At 64.2% G+C, this 16,207-nt stretch carries 16 protein-coding genes; 7 read left to right on the top strand and 9 right to left on the bottom strand.

The window, feature by feature from the left end; translation table 11 throughout:
• Positions 1–57: 57 nt before the first annotated feature.
• Positions 58–1,866, bottom strand: coding sequence for a translation elongation factor 4 (lepA, locus tag KFK14_RS00135; protein ID WP_070156890.1), 1,809 nt, complete (start codon positions 1,864–1,866; stop codon positions 58–60).
• A gap of 168 nt (positions 1,867–2,034) precedes the next feature.
• Here lepA and KFK14_RS00140 point away from each other — a divergent pair, with 168 nt between their 5' ends.
• Positions 2,035–2,844 carry a CsgG/HfaB family protein gene (locus KFK14_RS00140; protein WP_070156891.1) on the top strand — a complete coding sequence of 270 codons (810 nt, stop codon included), beginning with the start codon at positions 2,035–2,037 and terminating at the stop codon, positions 2,842–2,844.
• A gap of 89 nt (positions 2,845–2,933) precedes the next feature.
• On the opposite strand, the gene KFK14_RS00145 is transcribed toward KFK14_RS00140, so the two are convergent.
• The 6 genes from KFK14_RS00145 to KFK14_RS00170 form a co-directional block, all read right to left on the bottom strand.
• Positions 2,934–3,470 (bottom strand): AAA family ATPase, encoded by a 537-nt coding sequence (locus tag KFK14_RS00145; protein ID WP_212609442.1) that lies wholly within the window; start codon positions 3,468–3,470, stop codon positions 2,934–2,936.
• The gene (pnuC, locus tag KFK14_RS00150) at positions 3,463–4,029 is read right to left on the bottom strand and encodes a nicotinamide riboside transporter PnuC (protein WP_212609443.1); all 567 of its coding nucleotides are present in this window, start codon (positions 4,027–4,029) and stop codon (positions 3,463–3,465) included. Before pnuC ends, KFK14_RS00145 begins: the two co-directional genes overlap by 8 nt.
• A gap of 106 nt (positions 4,030–4,135) precedes the next feature.
• Positions 4,136–4,546 (bottom strand): arsenate reductase (glutaredoxin), encoded by a 411-nt coding sequence (arsC, locus tag KFK14_RS00155; protein WP_070156894.1) that lies wholly within the window; start codon positions 4,544–4,546, stop codon positions 4,136–4,138.
• Complete coding sequence (locus KFK14_RS00160; RefSeq protein WP_212610946.1) at positions 4,543–5,202, bottom strand: MIP/aquaporin family protein; 660 nt, start codon at positions 5,200–5,202, stop codon at positions 4,543–4,545. The genes arsC and KFK14_RS00160 overlap by 4 nt, the downstream gene beginning before the upstream one ends.
• Entirely contained in the window at positions 5,199–5,540 is a 342-nt protein-coding gene (locus KFK14_RS00165) for an ArsR/SmtB family transcription factor (protein ID WP_070156896.1), read from the bottom strand. Before KFK14_RS00165 ends, KFK14_RS00160 begins: the two co-directional genes overlap by 4 nt.
• 160 nt (positions 5,541–5,700) lie before the next feature.
• The gene (locus KFK14_RS00170; RefSeq protein ID WP_212609444.1) at positions 5,701–8,334 is read right to left on the bottom strand and encodes a putative bifunctional diguanylate cyclase/phosphodiesterase; all 2,634 of its coding nucleotides are present in this window, start codon (positions 8,332–8,334) and stop codon (positions 5,701–5,703) included.
• Between the two features lie 148 nt (positions 8,335–8,482).
• On the opposite strand from KFK14_RS00170, the gene KFK14_RS00175 reads away from it, so the two are divergent.
• On the top strand, positions 8,483–9,784 hold the full coding sequence (locus KFK14_RS00175) for an FAD-dependent oxidoreductase (protein ID WP_212609445.1): 1,302 nt from the start codon (positions 8,483–8,485) through the stop codon (positions 9,782–9,784).
• A 61-nt stretch (positions 9,785–9,845) separates the two neighbouring features.
• Here KFK14_RS00175 and dnaN read toward each other — a convergent pair whose 3' ends face one another.
• Complete coding sequence (dnaN, locus tag KFK14_RS00180) at positions 9,846–10,958, bottom strand: DNA polymerase III subunit beta (RefSeq protein WP_212609446.1); 1,113 nt, start codon at positions 10,956–10,958, stop codon at positions 9,846–9,848.
• Between the two features lie 196 nt (positions 10,959–11,154).
• On the opposite strand from dnaN, the gene KFK14_RS00185 reads away from it, so the two are divergent.
• The 3 genes from KFK14_RS00185 to KFK14_RS00195 all read left to right on the top strand — a co-directional run bounded on the left by KFK14_RS00185 (position 11,155) and on the right by KFK14_RS00195 (position 13,755).
• Positions 11,155–11,688, top strand: a complete 534-nt coding sequence (locus KFK14_RS00185) for a hypothetical protein (RefSeq protein WP_425516646.1) — start codon at positions 11,155–11,157, stop codon at positions 11,686–11,688.
• 47 nt (positions 11,689–11,735) lie between these two features.
• A complete protein-coding gene (gene rlmN / locus KFK14_RS00190) occupies positions 11,736–12,992 on the top strand; it encodes a 23S rRNA (adenine(2503)-C(2))-methyltransferase RlmN (protein WP_212609447.1) in 1,257 nt (418 codons plus the stop codon).
• Positions 12,993–13,314: 322 nt separating this feature from the next.
• Positions 13,315–13,755 carry a hypothetical protein gene (locus KFK14_RS00195; protein WP_212609448.1) on the top strand — a complete coding sequence of 147 codons (441 nt, stop codon included), beginning with the start codon at positions 13,315–13,317 and terminating at the stop codon, positions 13,753–13,755.
• Positions 13,756–13,825: 70 nt separating this feature from the next.
• Here KFK14_RS00195 and KFK14_RS00200 read toward each other — a convergent pair whose 3' ends face one another.
• Positions 13,826–14,332 carry an outer membrane beta-barrel protein gene (locus KFK14_RS00200; protein ID WP_070157861.1) on the bottom strand — a complete coding sequence of 169 codons (507 nt, stop codon included), beginning with the start codon at positions 14,330–14,332 and terminating at the stop codon, positions 13,826–13,828.
• A gap of 385 nt (positions 14,333–14,717) precedes the next feature.
• Here KFK14_RS00200 and KFK14_RS00205 point away from each other — a divergent pair, with 385 nt between their 5' ends.
• Positions 14,718–15,440 carry a cytochrome b/b6 domain-containing protein gene (locus KFK14_RS00205; RefSeq protein ID WP_212609449.1) on the top strand — a complete coding sequence of 241 codons (723 nt, stop codon included), beginning with the start codon at positions 14,718–14,720 and terminating at the stop codon, positions 15,438–15,440.
• Positions 15,441–15,448: 8 nt separating this feature from the next.
• The gene (locus tag KFK14_RS00210) at positions 15,449–16,198 is read left to right on the top strand and encodes a molybdopterin-binding protein (RefSeq protein WP_212609450.1); all 750 of its coding nucleotides are present in this window, start codon (positions 15,449–15,451) and stop codon (positions 16,196–16,198) included.
• Positions 16,199–16,207 lie beyond the last annotated feature (9 nt).

The raw sequence follows: 16,207 nt of genomic DNA on the forward strand, positions 1-16,207 counted from the left end.
ATGGCGCTTTACGCGTTTTAATTAATCTACACGCAGCCTTTGTTGTCGGTAAGTACGCTACCCCTCATCCCCCATCCGCAACGCCGCGATGAACGCCTCCTGCGGAATACTCACCGACCCATATTCCCGCATCCGCTTCTTGCCTTCCTTCTGCTTGTCGAGCAGCTTCTTCTTGCGGCTGATGTCGCCGCCATAGCATTTGGCGGTCACGTCCTTGCGCATCGCGGCGATGGTCTCGCGGGCGATCACCTTGCCGCCGATCGCCGCCTGGATCGGGATTTTGAACAGGTGGCGGGGGATCAGGTCCTTCAGCCGTTCGCACATGCCGCGCCCGCGGGTTTCGGCCGATCCGCGATGGACGATCATCGACAGCGCATCCACCGGCTCGCTGTTCACCATGATGCTCATCTTGACGAGGTCGCCCTCGCGATAGCCGATCTGATGATAGTCGAAGCTGGCATAGCCCCGGCTGATGCTCTTGAGCCGATCGTAGAAGTCGAACACCACCTCGTTCAGCGGTATCTCATAGGTCACCTGCGCACGCCCGGCGACATAGGTCAGGTTCTTCTGGATGCCGCGCCGGTCCTGGCAGAGTTTCAGGATGGAGCCGAGATATTCGTCGGGGCAGTAGATCACCGCCTCGATCCACGGCTCCTCTATGTCCGCGATCTTGGTGGGGTCGGGCATGTCGGCCGGGTTGTGCAGCTCAATCTCGCCATTGCCGTGCGTGAGCTGGATTTTGTAGACCACCGACGGCGCGGTGGTGATCAGGTCCAGATCATATTCGCGGGTCAGCCGCTCCTGGATAATCTCCAGATGCAAGAGGCCAAGGAAACCGCAGCGGAAGCCGAAGCCCAGCGCCGCGCTGCTCTCCATCTCGAAACTGAAGCTGGCGTCGTTCAGGCGCAGCTTGCTGATGCTGTCCCGCAGCTTGTCGAAATCCGCCGCATCCACCGGGAACAGGCCGCAGAACACCACCGGCTGCACTTCCTTGAAACCCGGCAGCGGCTTGGCGGCCGGGTTCTTGACCGTGGTGATGGTGTCGCCGACGCGGGTCTGGCTGATATCCTTGATCTGCGCGGTGATGAAGCCGATCTCTCCAGCGGAAATCTCCGGGAGATTCTCGATCTTCGGCCGCATGCAGCCGACCCGGTCGATCAGATGTTCGGTGCCGCCGATCATGAACTTGATATTCTGGCCCTTGCGGATCACGCCGTTGACGACGCGCACCAGAATGACGACGCCCAGATAGGGGTCGTACCAGCTATCGACCAGCATGGCTTCGAGCGGCGCGTCCCGGTCGCCCTTGGGCGGGGGGATCTTGGCGACGATCGCCTCCAGCACCTCGTCGATGCCGATGCCGGACTTGGCCGACGCCAGCACGGCTTCGGATGCGTCGAGGCCGATCACTTCCTCAATCTCCGCCTTCACCTTTTCCGGTTCGGCGGCGGGCAGGTCGATCTTGTTGATGACGGGCACGATCTCATGATCATGCTCGATCGACTGATAGACGTTGGCCAGCGTCTGCGCTTCCACCCCCTGCGCCGCGTCCACGACCAGCAGCGCGCCCTCGCACGCGGCCAGCGACCGGCTGACTTCATAAGCGAAGTCGACGTGGCCGGGCGTGTCCATCAGGTTCAGCTCGTACAGCTCGCCATTTTTGGCGGTGTAGTTGAGGCGCACCGTCTGCGCCTTGATGGTGATGCCGCGCTCCTTCTCAATATCCATATTATCAAGGACTTGTGCGGACATTTCGCGGTCGGTCAGGCCGCCGGTGCGCTGGATCAGCCGGTCGGCCAGCGTCGACTTGCCATGGTCGATATGCGCGATGATGGAAAAGTTGCGGATATGCGAGAGTTCGGTCATGCGCGCCCGATAGCAGGGGTTTTCCCGGCTGTCAGCACGGCTGTCCCATAACGGACGTTCGCAACCAGTATGCAAGGTTTTCGCACTATGCTAGACGCCGCCGCAAAAGCGAGGTCGCGTCCGCAACGATAAGTCACGGCATGTATTCGCCTTTTAGGGGGTTTTATCATGAAGAAGCTGGTTTCCACCCTTGCCGCCGCCGCGATGGTGGCAACGCCCGTTATCGCGGAGGCCGCGGTCACGAGTGCATCGGGCAAGACCAATAAGGACGGCACCACCAAGGGCGCATCGTCCGGCCGCCGCGATCAGGAAAAGGGTCAACGCGACATCCCGCGCTGCACCCGCCGTCTCGGCACCGTCGCCATCGTCGAGCCTGACAATCAGTGGTGGCGCGAGCTGAACCTGGGCAGCCCGGAAGTGATCCTGAAGATTTTCGTGCAGCAGTCCGGCTGTTTCGGCCTGGTCAATCGCGGCCGCTCGATGGCCAGCCGCAATCTGGAGCGCGCCATGGCCGATTCCGGCGAACTGCAGGCCGGTTCGAACCTGGGCAAGGGCCAGGTGAAGGCCGCCGACTATTTCCTGCAGCCTGACATCGTGTCGTCCAACCGCAATTCCGGCGGCAACGCCGTTGGCGCGGTTCTGGGCGGCTTCCTTGGCCGTTCGACCTTCGGCGCGCTCGCCGGCGGCATCTCGGTCAAGAAGAGCGAGGCGAATGTGACCCTGTCCATCGTCAACGCCCGCACCACCGAAGAAGAAGCGATGACCGAGGGCTATGCCCGCAAGTCTGACCTGAGCTTCGGTGCTGGCGGCGGCGCGGGCTGGTGGGGCGGTTTCGCCGGCGCTGGCGGCGGCGGCTACCAGAACACCGACATCGGCCAGGTCATCGTGCTCGCCTATCTCGACGCCTATACCAAGCTGGTCAGCCAGCTCGGCGGCCTGCCGGAGAATGCGGCGGCCGCTGCGCCGACGGCGAAGTAACAAAAGCCATCGCTCCTGAACCCCGTTCGGGCTGAGCTTGTCGAAGCCCTGTCCTTTTCTTCCAAGAGAAGGACAGCCCTTCGACAGGCTCAGGGCGAACGGAGTTCGGGATCGAAGCCATATGCGTGGATGGCCTGAACCGCGCTTTCAAAACGCGCCTCCCGCGATCCGCCGATGCGGACATAGGGCACGGCCCTGCACACAAGCTCCGCCTCGCACAGCGCCATGAAGCGCGCCTGCCTCTCCCGGTCGGGGAACATCCTGACGCTGTCCTGCACAAAGGGCAGGTCATTTTCCATCAGCAGGTACAGATCGCCGACGCCGGTAAAGGCGTCCAGTTCCGGCAGGCGATGGCCGAACAGCATCATGCTCCACGCCGCCGTCATCAGCGGATCGGTGTCCTGAACGATCAGGCCGTTCCGCGCCTGCTCCCCCATTGCGGCGCGCGCGGCGACATGCCCGTCCATGATCGCGATCAGGTCCTGCGGGACAAGATCGGTGCCGTTGATCTCGCAATAGGTCCGGCCATATTCCGGCACCCATAGCGTGCCGAAATGCCCGGCGAGCTGCGCCGCCAGCGTCGATTTTCCCGTGCTTTCCGGGCCGTGCAGGACGACATCAAGCACGGCTTTGCGCCGCCCGCGCGCGCAGCCATTCCCGAAGCCCCACGACCGACAGGATCAGGAACACCAGATAGAGTCCGGCGGTAAGCTGCAGCCCGCGCGTCCAGAACAGCAAGATGGCGAGGCAATCGACGATGATCCAGCCGATCCAGTTCTCCACGAACCGCTTGGCCAGCAGATATTGCGACAGGACGCTCAACATCGCGATCGCGCCATCCCAATGGGGCGCCGCTGCGTCTGTCCACCGCGCCATGGCGCTGCCCCACAGAGCGCTCGCCACCGTGACGCCGGCGATGGCGATGATCCGGCTGCGCGGCCTCAACATCCGCACCGGCACCGCGCCCCCGTCCCGCGCCCGGCTCCAGTGGAACCAGCCATAGGCGTTGAGCAGCAGGAAGAAGAATTGCAGCAGGGTGTCGCTGTAGAGCCGCGCATGGAAGAATATCCACGCGTAGAGGCACACCATCGCAATGCCGAACGGATAGTTCCAGACGCTGCGCCGGACCAGCAGCAGGATATTGGCAAGGCCAAGCGCGACGGCGAGGATTTCAAGGGCGGTCATTGGACGCGGCAAAGCCTAGCAGGCGGCCCCGCGGTTGCAACTCCCGCCTGGCGCGGCAATTGCGCCTCCGATATCAAGGCGCAGGCGATGTTCGCCATGGCCATCGTCAAGGGTACACAATGTCCCCATCTTCCTTGATGAAGGAAGCTGGCTTGCGGTCGAGCAAGTCCAGTACGGCTTCCGAGGGGCGGCAAAGCGCCACGCCCCTGGGCGTCACCACGATCGGGCGGTTGACCAGGATCGGATGTGCAAGCATCGCCTCGATCATCGCGTCGTCCGATACGGATGGGTCGAGCAGACCCAATTCATTGGCGGGCGTGCCCTTCGCGCGCAACAGATCGCGGGGGCGCGCACCCATAGCCGCCAGCAATTGGTGCAGCAAGGGGCATGTCCAGCCGACATTGCGATACTCAATGACGGTGGGCGTATAACCGGCCGCTTTGATCATTGCGAGCGCGTTGCGCGACGTGCCGCATTCGGGATTGTGGTAGATGGTAATCGGGAACGGATCAGTCATTGCGGGCAATCCTCGCGTAACAGCCAAGTGAAGAATCCCACGCCCGCCAACGCGCCCATAATCTGTCCGCCCATGAACAGCGGGACTGAAACCGGCGCAATCCCGGCGAAGCTGTCCGACAGGCTCCGCGCGAGCGTGACCGCCGGATTGGCGAAGGATGTCGAGGCTGTGAACCAGTAGGCCGCGGTAATGAACAAGCCCACGGCAATCGGCGTAAATTCCGGTCGCGCCCGCTGCGTGCCGAAGATCGTTCCGATCAGGCCGAAAGTCGCGACGCATTCAGAGAACCCCTGCGCCGCTCCACCGCGCAGCTTCGACGACACCTGAAGGATCGGTTCGGCGAACATCGCGTGCGCTACCCATACGCCAAGAACCGCGCCCATAAGCTGAGCCATGACATAGGCAATGGCGGATCGACGATCGGCTTCACCGCGCAGCGTGAAGGCCAGCGTCACTGCGGGGTTGAAGTGCGCGCCGGATATCGGGCCAAAGACCTGGATCAGCACGACCAGCCCCGCGCCGGTCGCGAGCGTGTTCCCAAGCAAGGCGATGGCCGCGTTCCCGGCGGCAAGGCGTTCACCCATAATGCCGGACCCGACAACGACCGCAAGCAGCATGGCGGTGCCGACCAGCTCGGCAATCGCGCGCCGGATCATGCCTGCGGACAGCATTCTTGCGCGGTTTCCGCAAGCGGTGCGCAGATTTCCGGGTGACCGGCGCAGCAGTCAGCGACGAGGAAACCAAGCAGGTTCCGCATGGCATCATAATCCGCGTGGTAGATGATCGATCGCCCCTCGCGCCGCGATCGGACAAGGCCCGCATGACTCAGGATCGTCAAATGCGTCGAGAGGGTGTTTGGCAGCACACCGACCGCGCGGGCGATGTCACCCGCAGGCAGGCCATCCACGCCTGCCCGTACCAGCAGCCGGAACGCCGCCAGCCTGTGCCCGTGCGCAAGGGCGGAAAGCGCTTCGATGGCTTGGGGCAGGAGCATCAAGGATGTTTCCATTTCGATATTTCGAATAATATCGAAATGATTTTAGCACAAGGTGTGCTTTTGATTGTCCATAAACCGCCGACTCTAGCGCTGGCGCCCTCGATTCACCTGCCGCCAATGGGCGGAAGGTGCGCTTTGGACGGTAATGACGGCAACGCTAAGACGCCAGCGCTCTGGGCGCGGAGGCGGCCTTCAGCCTTTCGATGTCGATATTGGCGTGGAATTCGATGCCCATCCGGTCCTCTATGGACCAGCGCGCCGTCGCCTGCACGGCGTAGCCCTCCGCCAGATCGACGAGGAACACCGTGTCCGTCGGCACGTTCCACAGCCCTTCGATCAGCGCGCCGGTGGACGAGATGTTGCGGACGCGGGCGGCATAGCGATGCCCGTCATGCAGCACCGACACCGACCGCAGCATCGACTTGCGCACCGGGCGGCTGGACCGGAAGCCTTCCGGCTGCGCCCGCGTGCCATTGCTGTTGAGCCGGTCGATCACCTCTGCCACGGGCATGGGCTTGCCATAGATATAGCCCTGCACATGGCTGCACCCCAATTGCCGGATCATGTCCAGCTCGTCATGGGTTTCCGCGCCTTCCGCCGTCGTGTCCATCGACAGCGCTTCGGCCAGGCTGACAATGGACTTGATGATGGCGCTGTTGCGATTGCCCTTGATCGCCGCGCCGCGCACGAAGCTCTGGTCGATCTTGATCTTGTCGAACGGCGCTTTCTTCAGATAGCCGAGCGAGGAATAGCCGGTGCCGAAATCGTCGAGCGCCAGGCGCACGCCAACCCCCTTCAACCGCGCGAACATGGCGTCGGTATCGGCGTCGTCGTTCAGGAATACGCTTTCCGTAATCTCCAGCTCCAGCCGCTCGGCCGACAGCCGGGCGCCGGCGAGGGCGCTCATGACGATGGTCGGCAGGGATGGGTTGGCGAACTGGATCGGCGACACATTGACCGCGACCCGGATGCTGTCCGGCCAGCGCGCGGCGTCGCGGCAGGCGGTGCGCAGCACCCACTCGCCAATCTGCGAGATCAGCCCGGTTTCCTCCGCGATCGGAATGAACACGGTGGGGGAAATCAGGCCGCGCTTCGGGTGGCTCCAGCGCAGCAGCGCTTCATAGCCCGTCACCTGCTCCGTCGCGGAACTCACCACCGGCTGATAGACGAGGTGCAGGCCGTCATTGGCCAGCGCGCCGCGCAGATCTTCCTCCAACTGGCGGCGATCCTCCGCATCGGCATGCATTTCCGACGAGTAGAAGCGATAGACGCCGCGCCCGTCGCCCTTCGCCGCATAGAGCGCAAGGTCGGCGTTGCGGATCATGGCATCGGCCGTCACGCCATGGTCGGGGCAGATGGCGATGCCGATCGACGCGCCGATCACGACCTGCGTATTTTCGATGGCGTAGGGCTGGGACAACGAAACGATGATCGCATCGGCAATGGCGCCCAGCATCTGCCGGTCGGTGCGGCCCGGCAGGACGACCTTGAACTCGTCGCCGCCCAGGCGGCCCACCCGGCCCCGTTCGCCGATCACCCGTTGCAGCCTCTGGCTGACCAGGCGCAGCAACTGGTCGCCTGCGGGATGGCCCAGCGTATCGTTGACCCCCTTGAACCGGTCGAGGTCGAGCAGCAGCAGCGCGCAATCGCCCGGCTGGCCCCGCGCGCCAACCACGGCATGCTCCAGCGTGCGCATCATCTGCACCCGGTTGGCAAGGCCGGTCAGCGAATCATATTGCGCCAGCCGCGTCACCTCCGCCTCCGACCGCCTCATTTCGGTGAGGTCGGTGCCGCTGCCGCGAAAGCCGTGGAACTGGCCGAAGTCGCTGACGATCGGCTGACCGGAAATCGCCCACCACCGCTCCTCCTCGCTCATCGCCACGCGCACCGCGATTTCGGAGAAGGACGAGCGGGCGGACAGATGGAATCCCAGCGTCCGTTCCCCATCGCCGCGCTGCCGCTCGCCCTGGGAAATCAGCTCTGTGATGGCGCGCCCGATCAGGTCCTTGGCCTTCAACCCCAGCGATTCCGCGAGAGTCTCGGAAATATAGGTAATGCACCCCTGGCGGTCCGTTTCCCAGAACCAGCCCCGGCCGGACCGCTCATGCTCATTCAGCAGCCGCTCCGCGCGCCGTCCGCGCTGCTGCGCTTCCTGATTGGCGAGCAGCTTCAACTGGTCGATCTTCGCCTGCCGCACGGATGCGAAGGCGATGGCCATGATGGACAGGCCCAATATCGCGAAATGCGCCGCATCCTCGGTGATCAGCACCAGCGGCACGCTGGCCCCCACGCAATAGGACAGCCCCAATATGCGGCGGCTGCCGAATATCGACACCGCGATCAGCGCGGTCATCGCCGCGAACATCATCCACGGGCCGATGCCGGTCGACGATGCGGAGGAGGCAAGCTCCAGCCAATAGCTGTATGTCGCGCCGGACAGGAAGGCGAGCGGCAGCACAAGGCGCAACTGGATATGGGGCGCGCGCAGCCGGAAGCCGCCGGTGCGCGGCAGGATGATCATCGCCGCATCCACCGCGACGGCGGCCGCCGCCAACAGCGCCGGGAGCGCCCCGCCGGACACAAGCCTGGCTTCGCCCAAAATCATCATCAACCCGGCGCACGCCAGTTTCGATGCAAGCACCAGCGGCCACAGCATGGCCACCGACCGGATGGCGCTGATCAGCCAGGTCGGCGGCGCATCCTGGCTGGCGTCGGCCAGACCAAGCGATACGAGAAAGGTGGCTCGCCGCGGATCGGTGCGTTGCGAAATGGCGGCGCGGGATATGGTCATGCGCCCCCCATGCACCGGCACTGCTTTAAATCCGGTTACAATGGTCCAACATGGGCCGTTTTTCCACAGCTCCTCCATCCACATTTATCGGTTGTGCAGGAGACGTCCTGCGTTAGCATGGCTGGAAGATCAAAAATAGGAGAGCCGGATGCGGCACATCGCGATTATCGGTTCGGGACCTGCGGGCTATTATACCGCCGAAGCCTGCGGCAAGGCGTTCGGCGAGGAGGCGCGGGTCGACATTATCGACAAGATGCCCGTGCCCTTCGGGCTGATCCGTTCCGGCGTCGCGCCCGACCATCAATCGATCAAGGCGGTGTCGAAACGCTATGAGGCCGTGGCGTTGACCGACACGGTCCGGTTCGTGGGCAATGTCGCGGTCGGCCGGGACGTCGCCATATCAGAGCTGCTGGAGCTTTATGACGCCGTGGTGCTGGCGACCGGCGCGCCCGGCGACCGCCCGCTTGGCATCCCCGGAGACGACCTGCCGGGCGTAGTCGGCAGCGCCGCCTTTGTCGGCTGGTATAACGGCCATCCCGAATTTGCGGGCCTTTCGCCTAACCTGTCCGGCGCGAACGTCGCCGTCATCGGCAACGGCAATGTCGCGCTGGACGTCGCGCGCATCCTGTCGAAAGCGGAAAGCGAATTTGCTGGCAGCGATATCGTCGCCCACGCCCTGACCGCGCTGACGCAATCGAAGGTGGCGCATATCACCATCGCCGGACGGCGCGGGCCGCACCAGATCGCCATGACGCCCAAGGAGCTGGGCGAGCTGGGTCATCTGGAGCGCGCCGCGCCGCATGTCGACCCGGCCGACCTGCCGCCGCCGGAAAGCGACGCCGCTCTGGAGCCGGGGGTGCGCAAGTCGGTCGCCCTGTTGCGCGGATTCGCCGCCAACCCCGCCGCAAAGCCGGTGACCATCGATTTCGACTTCTTCGCCGCCCCGGTGGAGATCAGCGGCGACGGCAAGGTGGAGCGGCTGACGCTGGAAAAGACCCGGCTGGACGATGAGGGCCGCGCGGTCGGCACCGGCGAACGCTACACGATCGACGCATCGCTGGTGGTGAGCTGCATCGGCTACCGCACCCCGCCGATCGAGGGCGTGCCCTATGACACGAAGCTCGGCCGCTTCGCCAATGATGAGGGCCGCATTCAGCCCGGCCTCTATTGCGTCGGCTGGGCGCGGCGCGGGCCGACCGGCACCATCGGCACCAACCGGCCGGACGGCTATATGATCGCGGAGAAGATCGGCGAGGATATCGGCGCGGGGTCAGGCAAGGAGGGCCGCGCCGGCCTAGACCGGCTGATGGAGGGGCGCGGCGTCGAGATCGTCACCTTCCGCGACTGGCAGAAGATCGACCTGGCCGAAATCGCCCACGCCCGCGCAGGCGCGCCGCGGGAGAAGTTCACCTCCATCCCGGAAATGGTGTCGGCGATTTCGGGGGATTGAGCGCGAAGCTGTCGGTTTGAAGGGTGCCGTGCTCCTGCTTTCGCAGGAGCAGGCTGAAAAGTCAGACACGCATCGGCATGAGGACGTAGAGCGCCGGGCTCTTGTCATTCTCGCGGATCAGGGTCGGCGCGGCGGCGTCGGCCAGGTGCAGTTCCACCAGGTCGCTGTCCACCTGCTGCAATATGTCGAGCAGGTAGCGGGCGTTGAAGCCGATATCGAAACCCTCGCCGGCGAAATCGCCCGGCACTTCCTCTGCCGCCGTGCCGTTTTCCGGGCTGGTGACGGACAGGGTGATCTTGTCCTTGTCCAGCGCCATCTTGACCGCGCGGGTCTTTTCCGTGGCGATGGTGGCGACGCGATCGACGCCATCCTCGAAACTGCGCGGATCGATCTTGAGCAGCTTGTCGTTCGCGGTCGGGATCACCCGGCTGTAATCGGGGAAAGTGCCGTCGATCAGCTTGCTGGTCAGGATCGCAGTGCCCAGGCCGAAGCGGATCTTGCTGGCGGACAGGCTGATGTCGACGCTGCCGTCCACCTCGTCCAGCAGCTTGCGCAGCTCGCCGATGCACTTACGCGGCACGATGATGTCGGGCATCTTCTCCGCGCCATCCGGGCGGGGCACGGTGACGCGCGCCAGCCGGTGGCCGTCCGTCGCCGCCGCCTTCAGCACCGGCTGCGGATCGTCCGACACGTGGAAGAATATGCCGTTCAGATAATAGCGCGTTTCCTCGGTCGAAATCGCAAAGCGCGTCTTGTCGATGATCTGGATCAGCGTCGCTGCGGGAAGCTCGAACGCGGTCGGCAGGTCGCCCTCGGCGATCACCGGGAAATCGTCGCGCGGCAGGGTCGACAGGTTGAACCGCGCCCGGCCCGCCTGGATCAGCATCTTGCCGTCCGCCGCCTGCAGCGAGACCTGGCTGCCCTCTGGCAGCTTGCGCGCAATGTCGAACAGCGTGTGCGCCGACAGGGTGGTCGCGCCCGGCGTGTCCACCTGCGCCTGAATGCTCTCGACGATCTGCAGGTCAAGGTCGGTCGCCATCAGTTTCAGCGTGCCGTTCGCCGTCGCTTCGATCAGCACGTTGGACAGGATGGGGATGGTGTTCCGGCGCTCGACCACCGATTGCACATGGCTCAGCCCTTTCAGCAGGGTTGCGCGTTCGATGGTGGCCTTCATTCCCTAAATCCCGATTCTATGCTGCAGTCCGCCCCGAATTCCCAGACCATGCCTGCCGGCGAACCCCGGCGCGAGTCCGGGCAGTCTGGAAATGCCTTCTCTCATTAGCAACTATGTCTTGATGGGCAAGCGTTCGTCAGCAAATGGCTGACAGAGCGCTTGCAAAAGCTGTGGGCATCGGCTTTGCCGGGCGAAGATGACGCGCCTTTCCGCCCTTGCACTGACGATCGCGGCCCTGACCAGCGTCATGGCCGGCGCAATGCCCGACGCGGCGCAGGCAAGGGATTCGCTGGGCGTTTTCGAAAGCTGGGGCGCGTTTCGCGATCCCAGCGTGCCCCGCTGCTACGCCATAGCGGAACCTGCGCGCCGCCACCGGGATGCGGCGTGGCGCGCCTATGCCTCTATCGGCTCCTGGCCGAAGCAGGGCGTGCGCGGCCAGATTCACTTCCGCCTCAGCCGCGCCCGCGCGCCCGACGGCCCGAAAAATGCCAATAGCAAAGTGACACTGGGCATTGGCGACCGGCAATTCGCGCTGGTCGCGGGAACGGCCGACGCCTGGGCGCCCGACCGCCGCACCGACGCAGCCATCGTCGCCGCCATCCGGTCCGGCACCAGCATGAGCGTGCAGGGCCGCGACGCCAGAGGCCGCCTGTTCACGGATGTCTACGCCCTGCGCGGCGCCGCCACCGCGATCGACGCGGCGGCGTTGGGGTGCGCCAAAACGCGATAGGGCGCGGGGCCTAGCGTTTCGGCCGCTTTCGCCCTATATGCGCGCCCATGCAAATTCCCGGTCATATTGATCCGGTGCCGGTTCCGCGCGCCGTGACGCCCCGTGAGGATGGGCGTGTCGACCTGTTGGGCCTGTCGCGCCCACAGATCCGCGATACGCTGGCCGAGGCGGGCCTGGACGAGAAGCAGGCGAAGCTGCGCGCCAAGCAATTGTTCCACTGGCTCTATCATCGCGGCGAGACCGATTTCGCGCAGATGACCGACCTCGCCAAGCCGATGCGCGCGTGGATGGCGGCGCGATTCGTCATCGGCCGTCCGCAGGTGGTGGAGGCGCAGGTGTCGAATGACGGCACGCGCAAATGGCTGCTCCGGTCGGACGATGGCCAGGATTATGAAATGGTGTTCATCCCGGACGCGGACCGGGGCACGCTCTGCGTATCCAGTCAGGTCGGGTGTACGCTTAATTGCCGCTTCTGCCACACCGGCACCATGCGCCTTGTCCGCAACCTGACGCCGGGCGAGATTGTCGGGCAGGTGATGCTGGCCCGCGATGCGCTGGGCGAATGGCCGCGCGGCAATATGGCGGCGGATGCTTCGGCCGGGGCGTCGAACGACATCGACGAGGATGAGGACGCGCCGCACTACACCGCCGACGGCCGCCTGCTCACCAATATCGTGATGATGGGCATGGGCGAGCCGCTCTATAATTTCGAGAATGTCCGGGATGCGCTGAAGGTCGTGATGGATGGCGACGGGCTTGCCCTGTCGAAGCGGCGCATCACCCTGTCGACCAGCGGCGTGGTGCCGATGATGGCGCGCGCGGCGGAGGAGATCGGCGTCAACCTGGCCGTGTCGCTGCACGCCGTCACCAAGGAAGTGCGCGACGAGATCGTGCCCATCAACCGCAAATATGGGATTGAGGAACTGCTTCAGGCCTGCGCTGACTATCCCAGGGCGAACAATGCCCGCCGCATCACTTTTGAATATGTGATGCTGAAGGACAAGAATGACAGCGACGACGATGCGCGCGAACTGGTCCGCCTGATCCGCAAATATAAGTTGCCCGCCAAGGTCAACCTGATCCCCTTCAATCCCTGGCCGGGCGCGCTCTACGAATGTTCGACGCCGGAACGGATCAAGGCGTTCAGCAGCCTGATCTTCGAGGCGGGCATTTCCGCCCCCGTCCGCACGCCGCGCGGCCGCGACATCATGGCCGCCTGCGGGCAGCTCAAATCAGCGTCGGAGAAAAAGAGCCGCGCCGAACTCGACCGGCTGGCCGAAGAAAAGCAACTGGCGCTGGGATAAATTCCCCCTGCCGTCACCCCTGCGAAGGCAGGAGTCCCGCTTCTTATTCCAGCCAACGCAAAAGCGGGATGCCTGCCTGCGCAGGCATGACGGCTGTGGAGTGGACCTTTCCGGCGATTCCCTGTATCCGCCCCTTCATGGCCCGCATGATCGCCCCTGCAAGCATCCGGCAAACCCGCATTCCGGCGGGCTGCCCAGCGTGCATGGCCGACGGGAGAGGCTGACCGCCTTTCCGCCCGGACCATGAACCCAAGCACCCCGCCGCTTCCGGCGGGGTTTTTGTTTGCGCTCCGCCGGCCGGCCCGACCAGAGGAGAATGACGATGACGACGATATATTATGCCAGCGATGCGGAGATCGAAACGCTCTGTGCCGGTTTCACGGACCTGACCCTGCCCAAAGAGGCGTGGACCCATGCCGCCCATTTCGCAGGGGCGATCTGGCTGCTGCGATGCCGCCCGGATATGGTTGCCGAACGCGACATGCCGGGCATGATCCGCCGCTACAATGAGTCGGTGGGGGGCGTGAACAGCGACACGTCCGGCTATCATGAGACGATCACCCTTGCCTCCATCCGCGCGGCGCGGGCGTTTCTGGCGGCGGAGACGGCTCCGCGCACACTGCACGAAAGCCATGCCGCGCTGATGGCGGGGCCGTGCGGCGACAAGGACTGGCTGCTCGCCTACTGGTCGCATGGCCGGCTGATGTCGGCGGAGGCGCGCCGGACCTGGGTGGAGCCGGATGTCGCGCCCTTTCCCTTTTGAATATGGGGAGCAAAATAAAAAGGGGCGGCCCGCACGGGACCGCCCCTTCCTTTTCACCCGGCGGAGCGGATCAGAAGCGGAAGCCGATCCCGAACAGGGCCGCGTCGCGACCGCCCAGATTCTGCTCATATTCGGTCCGCTGATATTCGGCCGACAGATAGGTGTTGGACGTCACCGCAAATTCCAGACCGCCGCCATAACGGACGCCCTCAAAGGCTGCGCCGGTGCCGGCGGCCTCGATACGGCTGTCGACATAACCAACCTTGGTAAAGGCCAGAATGCGCGGGTTGGCGACATAGCCCAGGCGCAGCGACGCGGCGAGGTCACGGCTCGCGTGGATGCCGCCGCCCTTCACGGAGGAGTCAGCCAGCGACACTTCGACGCCCGCCGTGATGCTCTGCGCAACCGGCAGGTCATAGCCAGCCGACACGCCATAGCTCACGCCAGCCTCGCCCGCATATTTGTCGTAACCAGCGGTTACGCCGATGCGCGGACCAGTGAAGGGGGCTTCGTCCTGAGCAAAAGCAGGAACAGAAATGGACGCAACGGCAAAAGCCGCGAAAATCGCAGTCTTCATAATTAACCTCATTGTATTAAATTCGACACTCGTCCGGGCCGGCGCATATCTTTGATCTTGCCGACTAGGGTTCAAGGGGAATGGTTCTAATTAAATTTGTTCTACGACCTCTTGAATATACGAGCAATCATAACGTGTTCTACATATGCCGCGTATCGTTACTTAAGCGCGACGAGGGGGCTTATGCGCCGCCTAGATGGCTGCCACATGAACGGAATGAAAGCCTCCATCGCAATGCAGCACAAATCTTCCACAGGTGATGCAGAGAGGCCACACCCTGTCCGACCCGGCGGGGATGGCATGCGCGGCCTGCGCCGTGTAACCTTCTGGCTTCGCGGAACGAATGATAGCGGACCCCATGGAGCGCGCGCCTAGAGGCAGACCGATGAATCCCGCCGTCCCCCCTCTTGCGCCGCCAGCGCCGCTGGTAAAGCGCCATCGCCTGTCGACCCGGTTGTGGCACCGGCTGAACGCCGCGGTGATGGCGATCCTGTTCATGAGCGGCCTTGGCATCTTCAACGCCCATACCCGGCTCTATTGGGGCCAATATGGCGCGAATTTCGATCATGCCTGGCTGGTGCTGGATCGTTTTCCCGGATGGATCACCCTGCCCGGTCACTATAGCCTCGCCATGTCGCGCCACTGGCATCTGACCTTCGCGCCCGTCTTCGCCTTCGCGCTGCTCGGCTATATGCTGTGGAGCCTCGCCAACCGGCACTTCCGCCGCGACCTCGCCTTCCGCCGCGACGAACTGTCGCCCCGCCACATCTGGCGCGACATTATCGACCATGCCCGGCTGCGCTTTCCGAAGGGGCAGGCGGCGCTGCGCTACAATATTCTGCAGAAGGCCGCTTATAATAGCGTGCTGTTCCTGGCGCTCCCGGCGCTCATCCTGTCCGGGCTTGCCATGTCGCCGGGCATGAACGCGGCATGGCCCTGGCTGATCGACATTTTCGGCGGGCGGCAGTCGGCGCGGTCGGTGCATTTCATCGCCTGCTGGGCGGTGGTCGCTTTTTTCTTCGTCCATATCCTGATGGTGCTGCTGGCCGGGCCAGTGAACGAAATCCGGTCGATGATCACTGGCCGCTACCGGGTGCCGCCGGAATGAGCGGCCCCATGATACTGTCCCGCCGCACCCTGATCGGCAGTATGGCGGCGACCATGCTGACCGGGTGCGACCGGCTGGCGGAGCATGAGAATGTGCAGCGCATCCTGTTCTCGGCGGAGAATTTCCACCGCTGGGCGCAACGCAGCCTGATGGACCGGAACGCCCTGGCCCGCGAGTTCAGCGCCGCCGACATCTCGCCCATCTTCCGCGCCAACGGCACGGCCAATCCCAATACGGACGCCTATAAGGCGATCTGGCGGACGGACTTCGCCGACTGGCGGCTGAAGGTCACGGGCATGGTCGGGCGGCCGCTCTCCCTGTCCCTCGCCCAGCTTCATGCGCTTCCCCATCGCGAGCAGATCACCCGCCATGATTGCGTCGAGGGGTGGAGCGCGATCGGCAAGTGGCGCGGCGTGCCGCTGCGCACGATCCTCGACGCCGCGCGCCTGTCCACCCGCGCGAAATATCTGGTGTTCCGCTGCGCCGACACGATGGGATCGGGACACCCCTATTATGACAGCATCGACATGATCGACGCTTTCCACCCACAGACCATTCTCGCCTTCGCGCTCAATGACAAACCGCTCTCCGTCGCCAATGGCGCGCCATTGCGCCTGCGGGTCGAACGGCAGCTTGGCTACAAGCAGGCGAAATATCTGATGGCGATAGAGGCGGTGGACAGCCTGTCCGGCATCGGCAGGGGAAAAGGCGGCTATTGGGAGGACTATGCCGGTTACGACTGGTATGCAGGCATCTGACTTACGGCG

Source organism: Sphingobium phenoxybenzoativorans, from assembly GCF_018286635.1.
In the GTDB taxonomy this organism is placed as follows: Bacteria; Pseudomonadota; Alphaproteobacteria; order Sphingomonadales; family Sphingomonadaceae; genus Sphingobium; species Sphingobium phenoxybenzoativorans.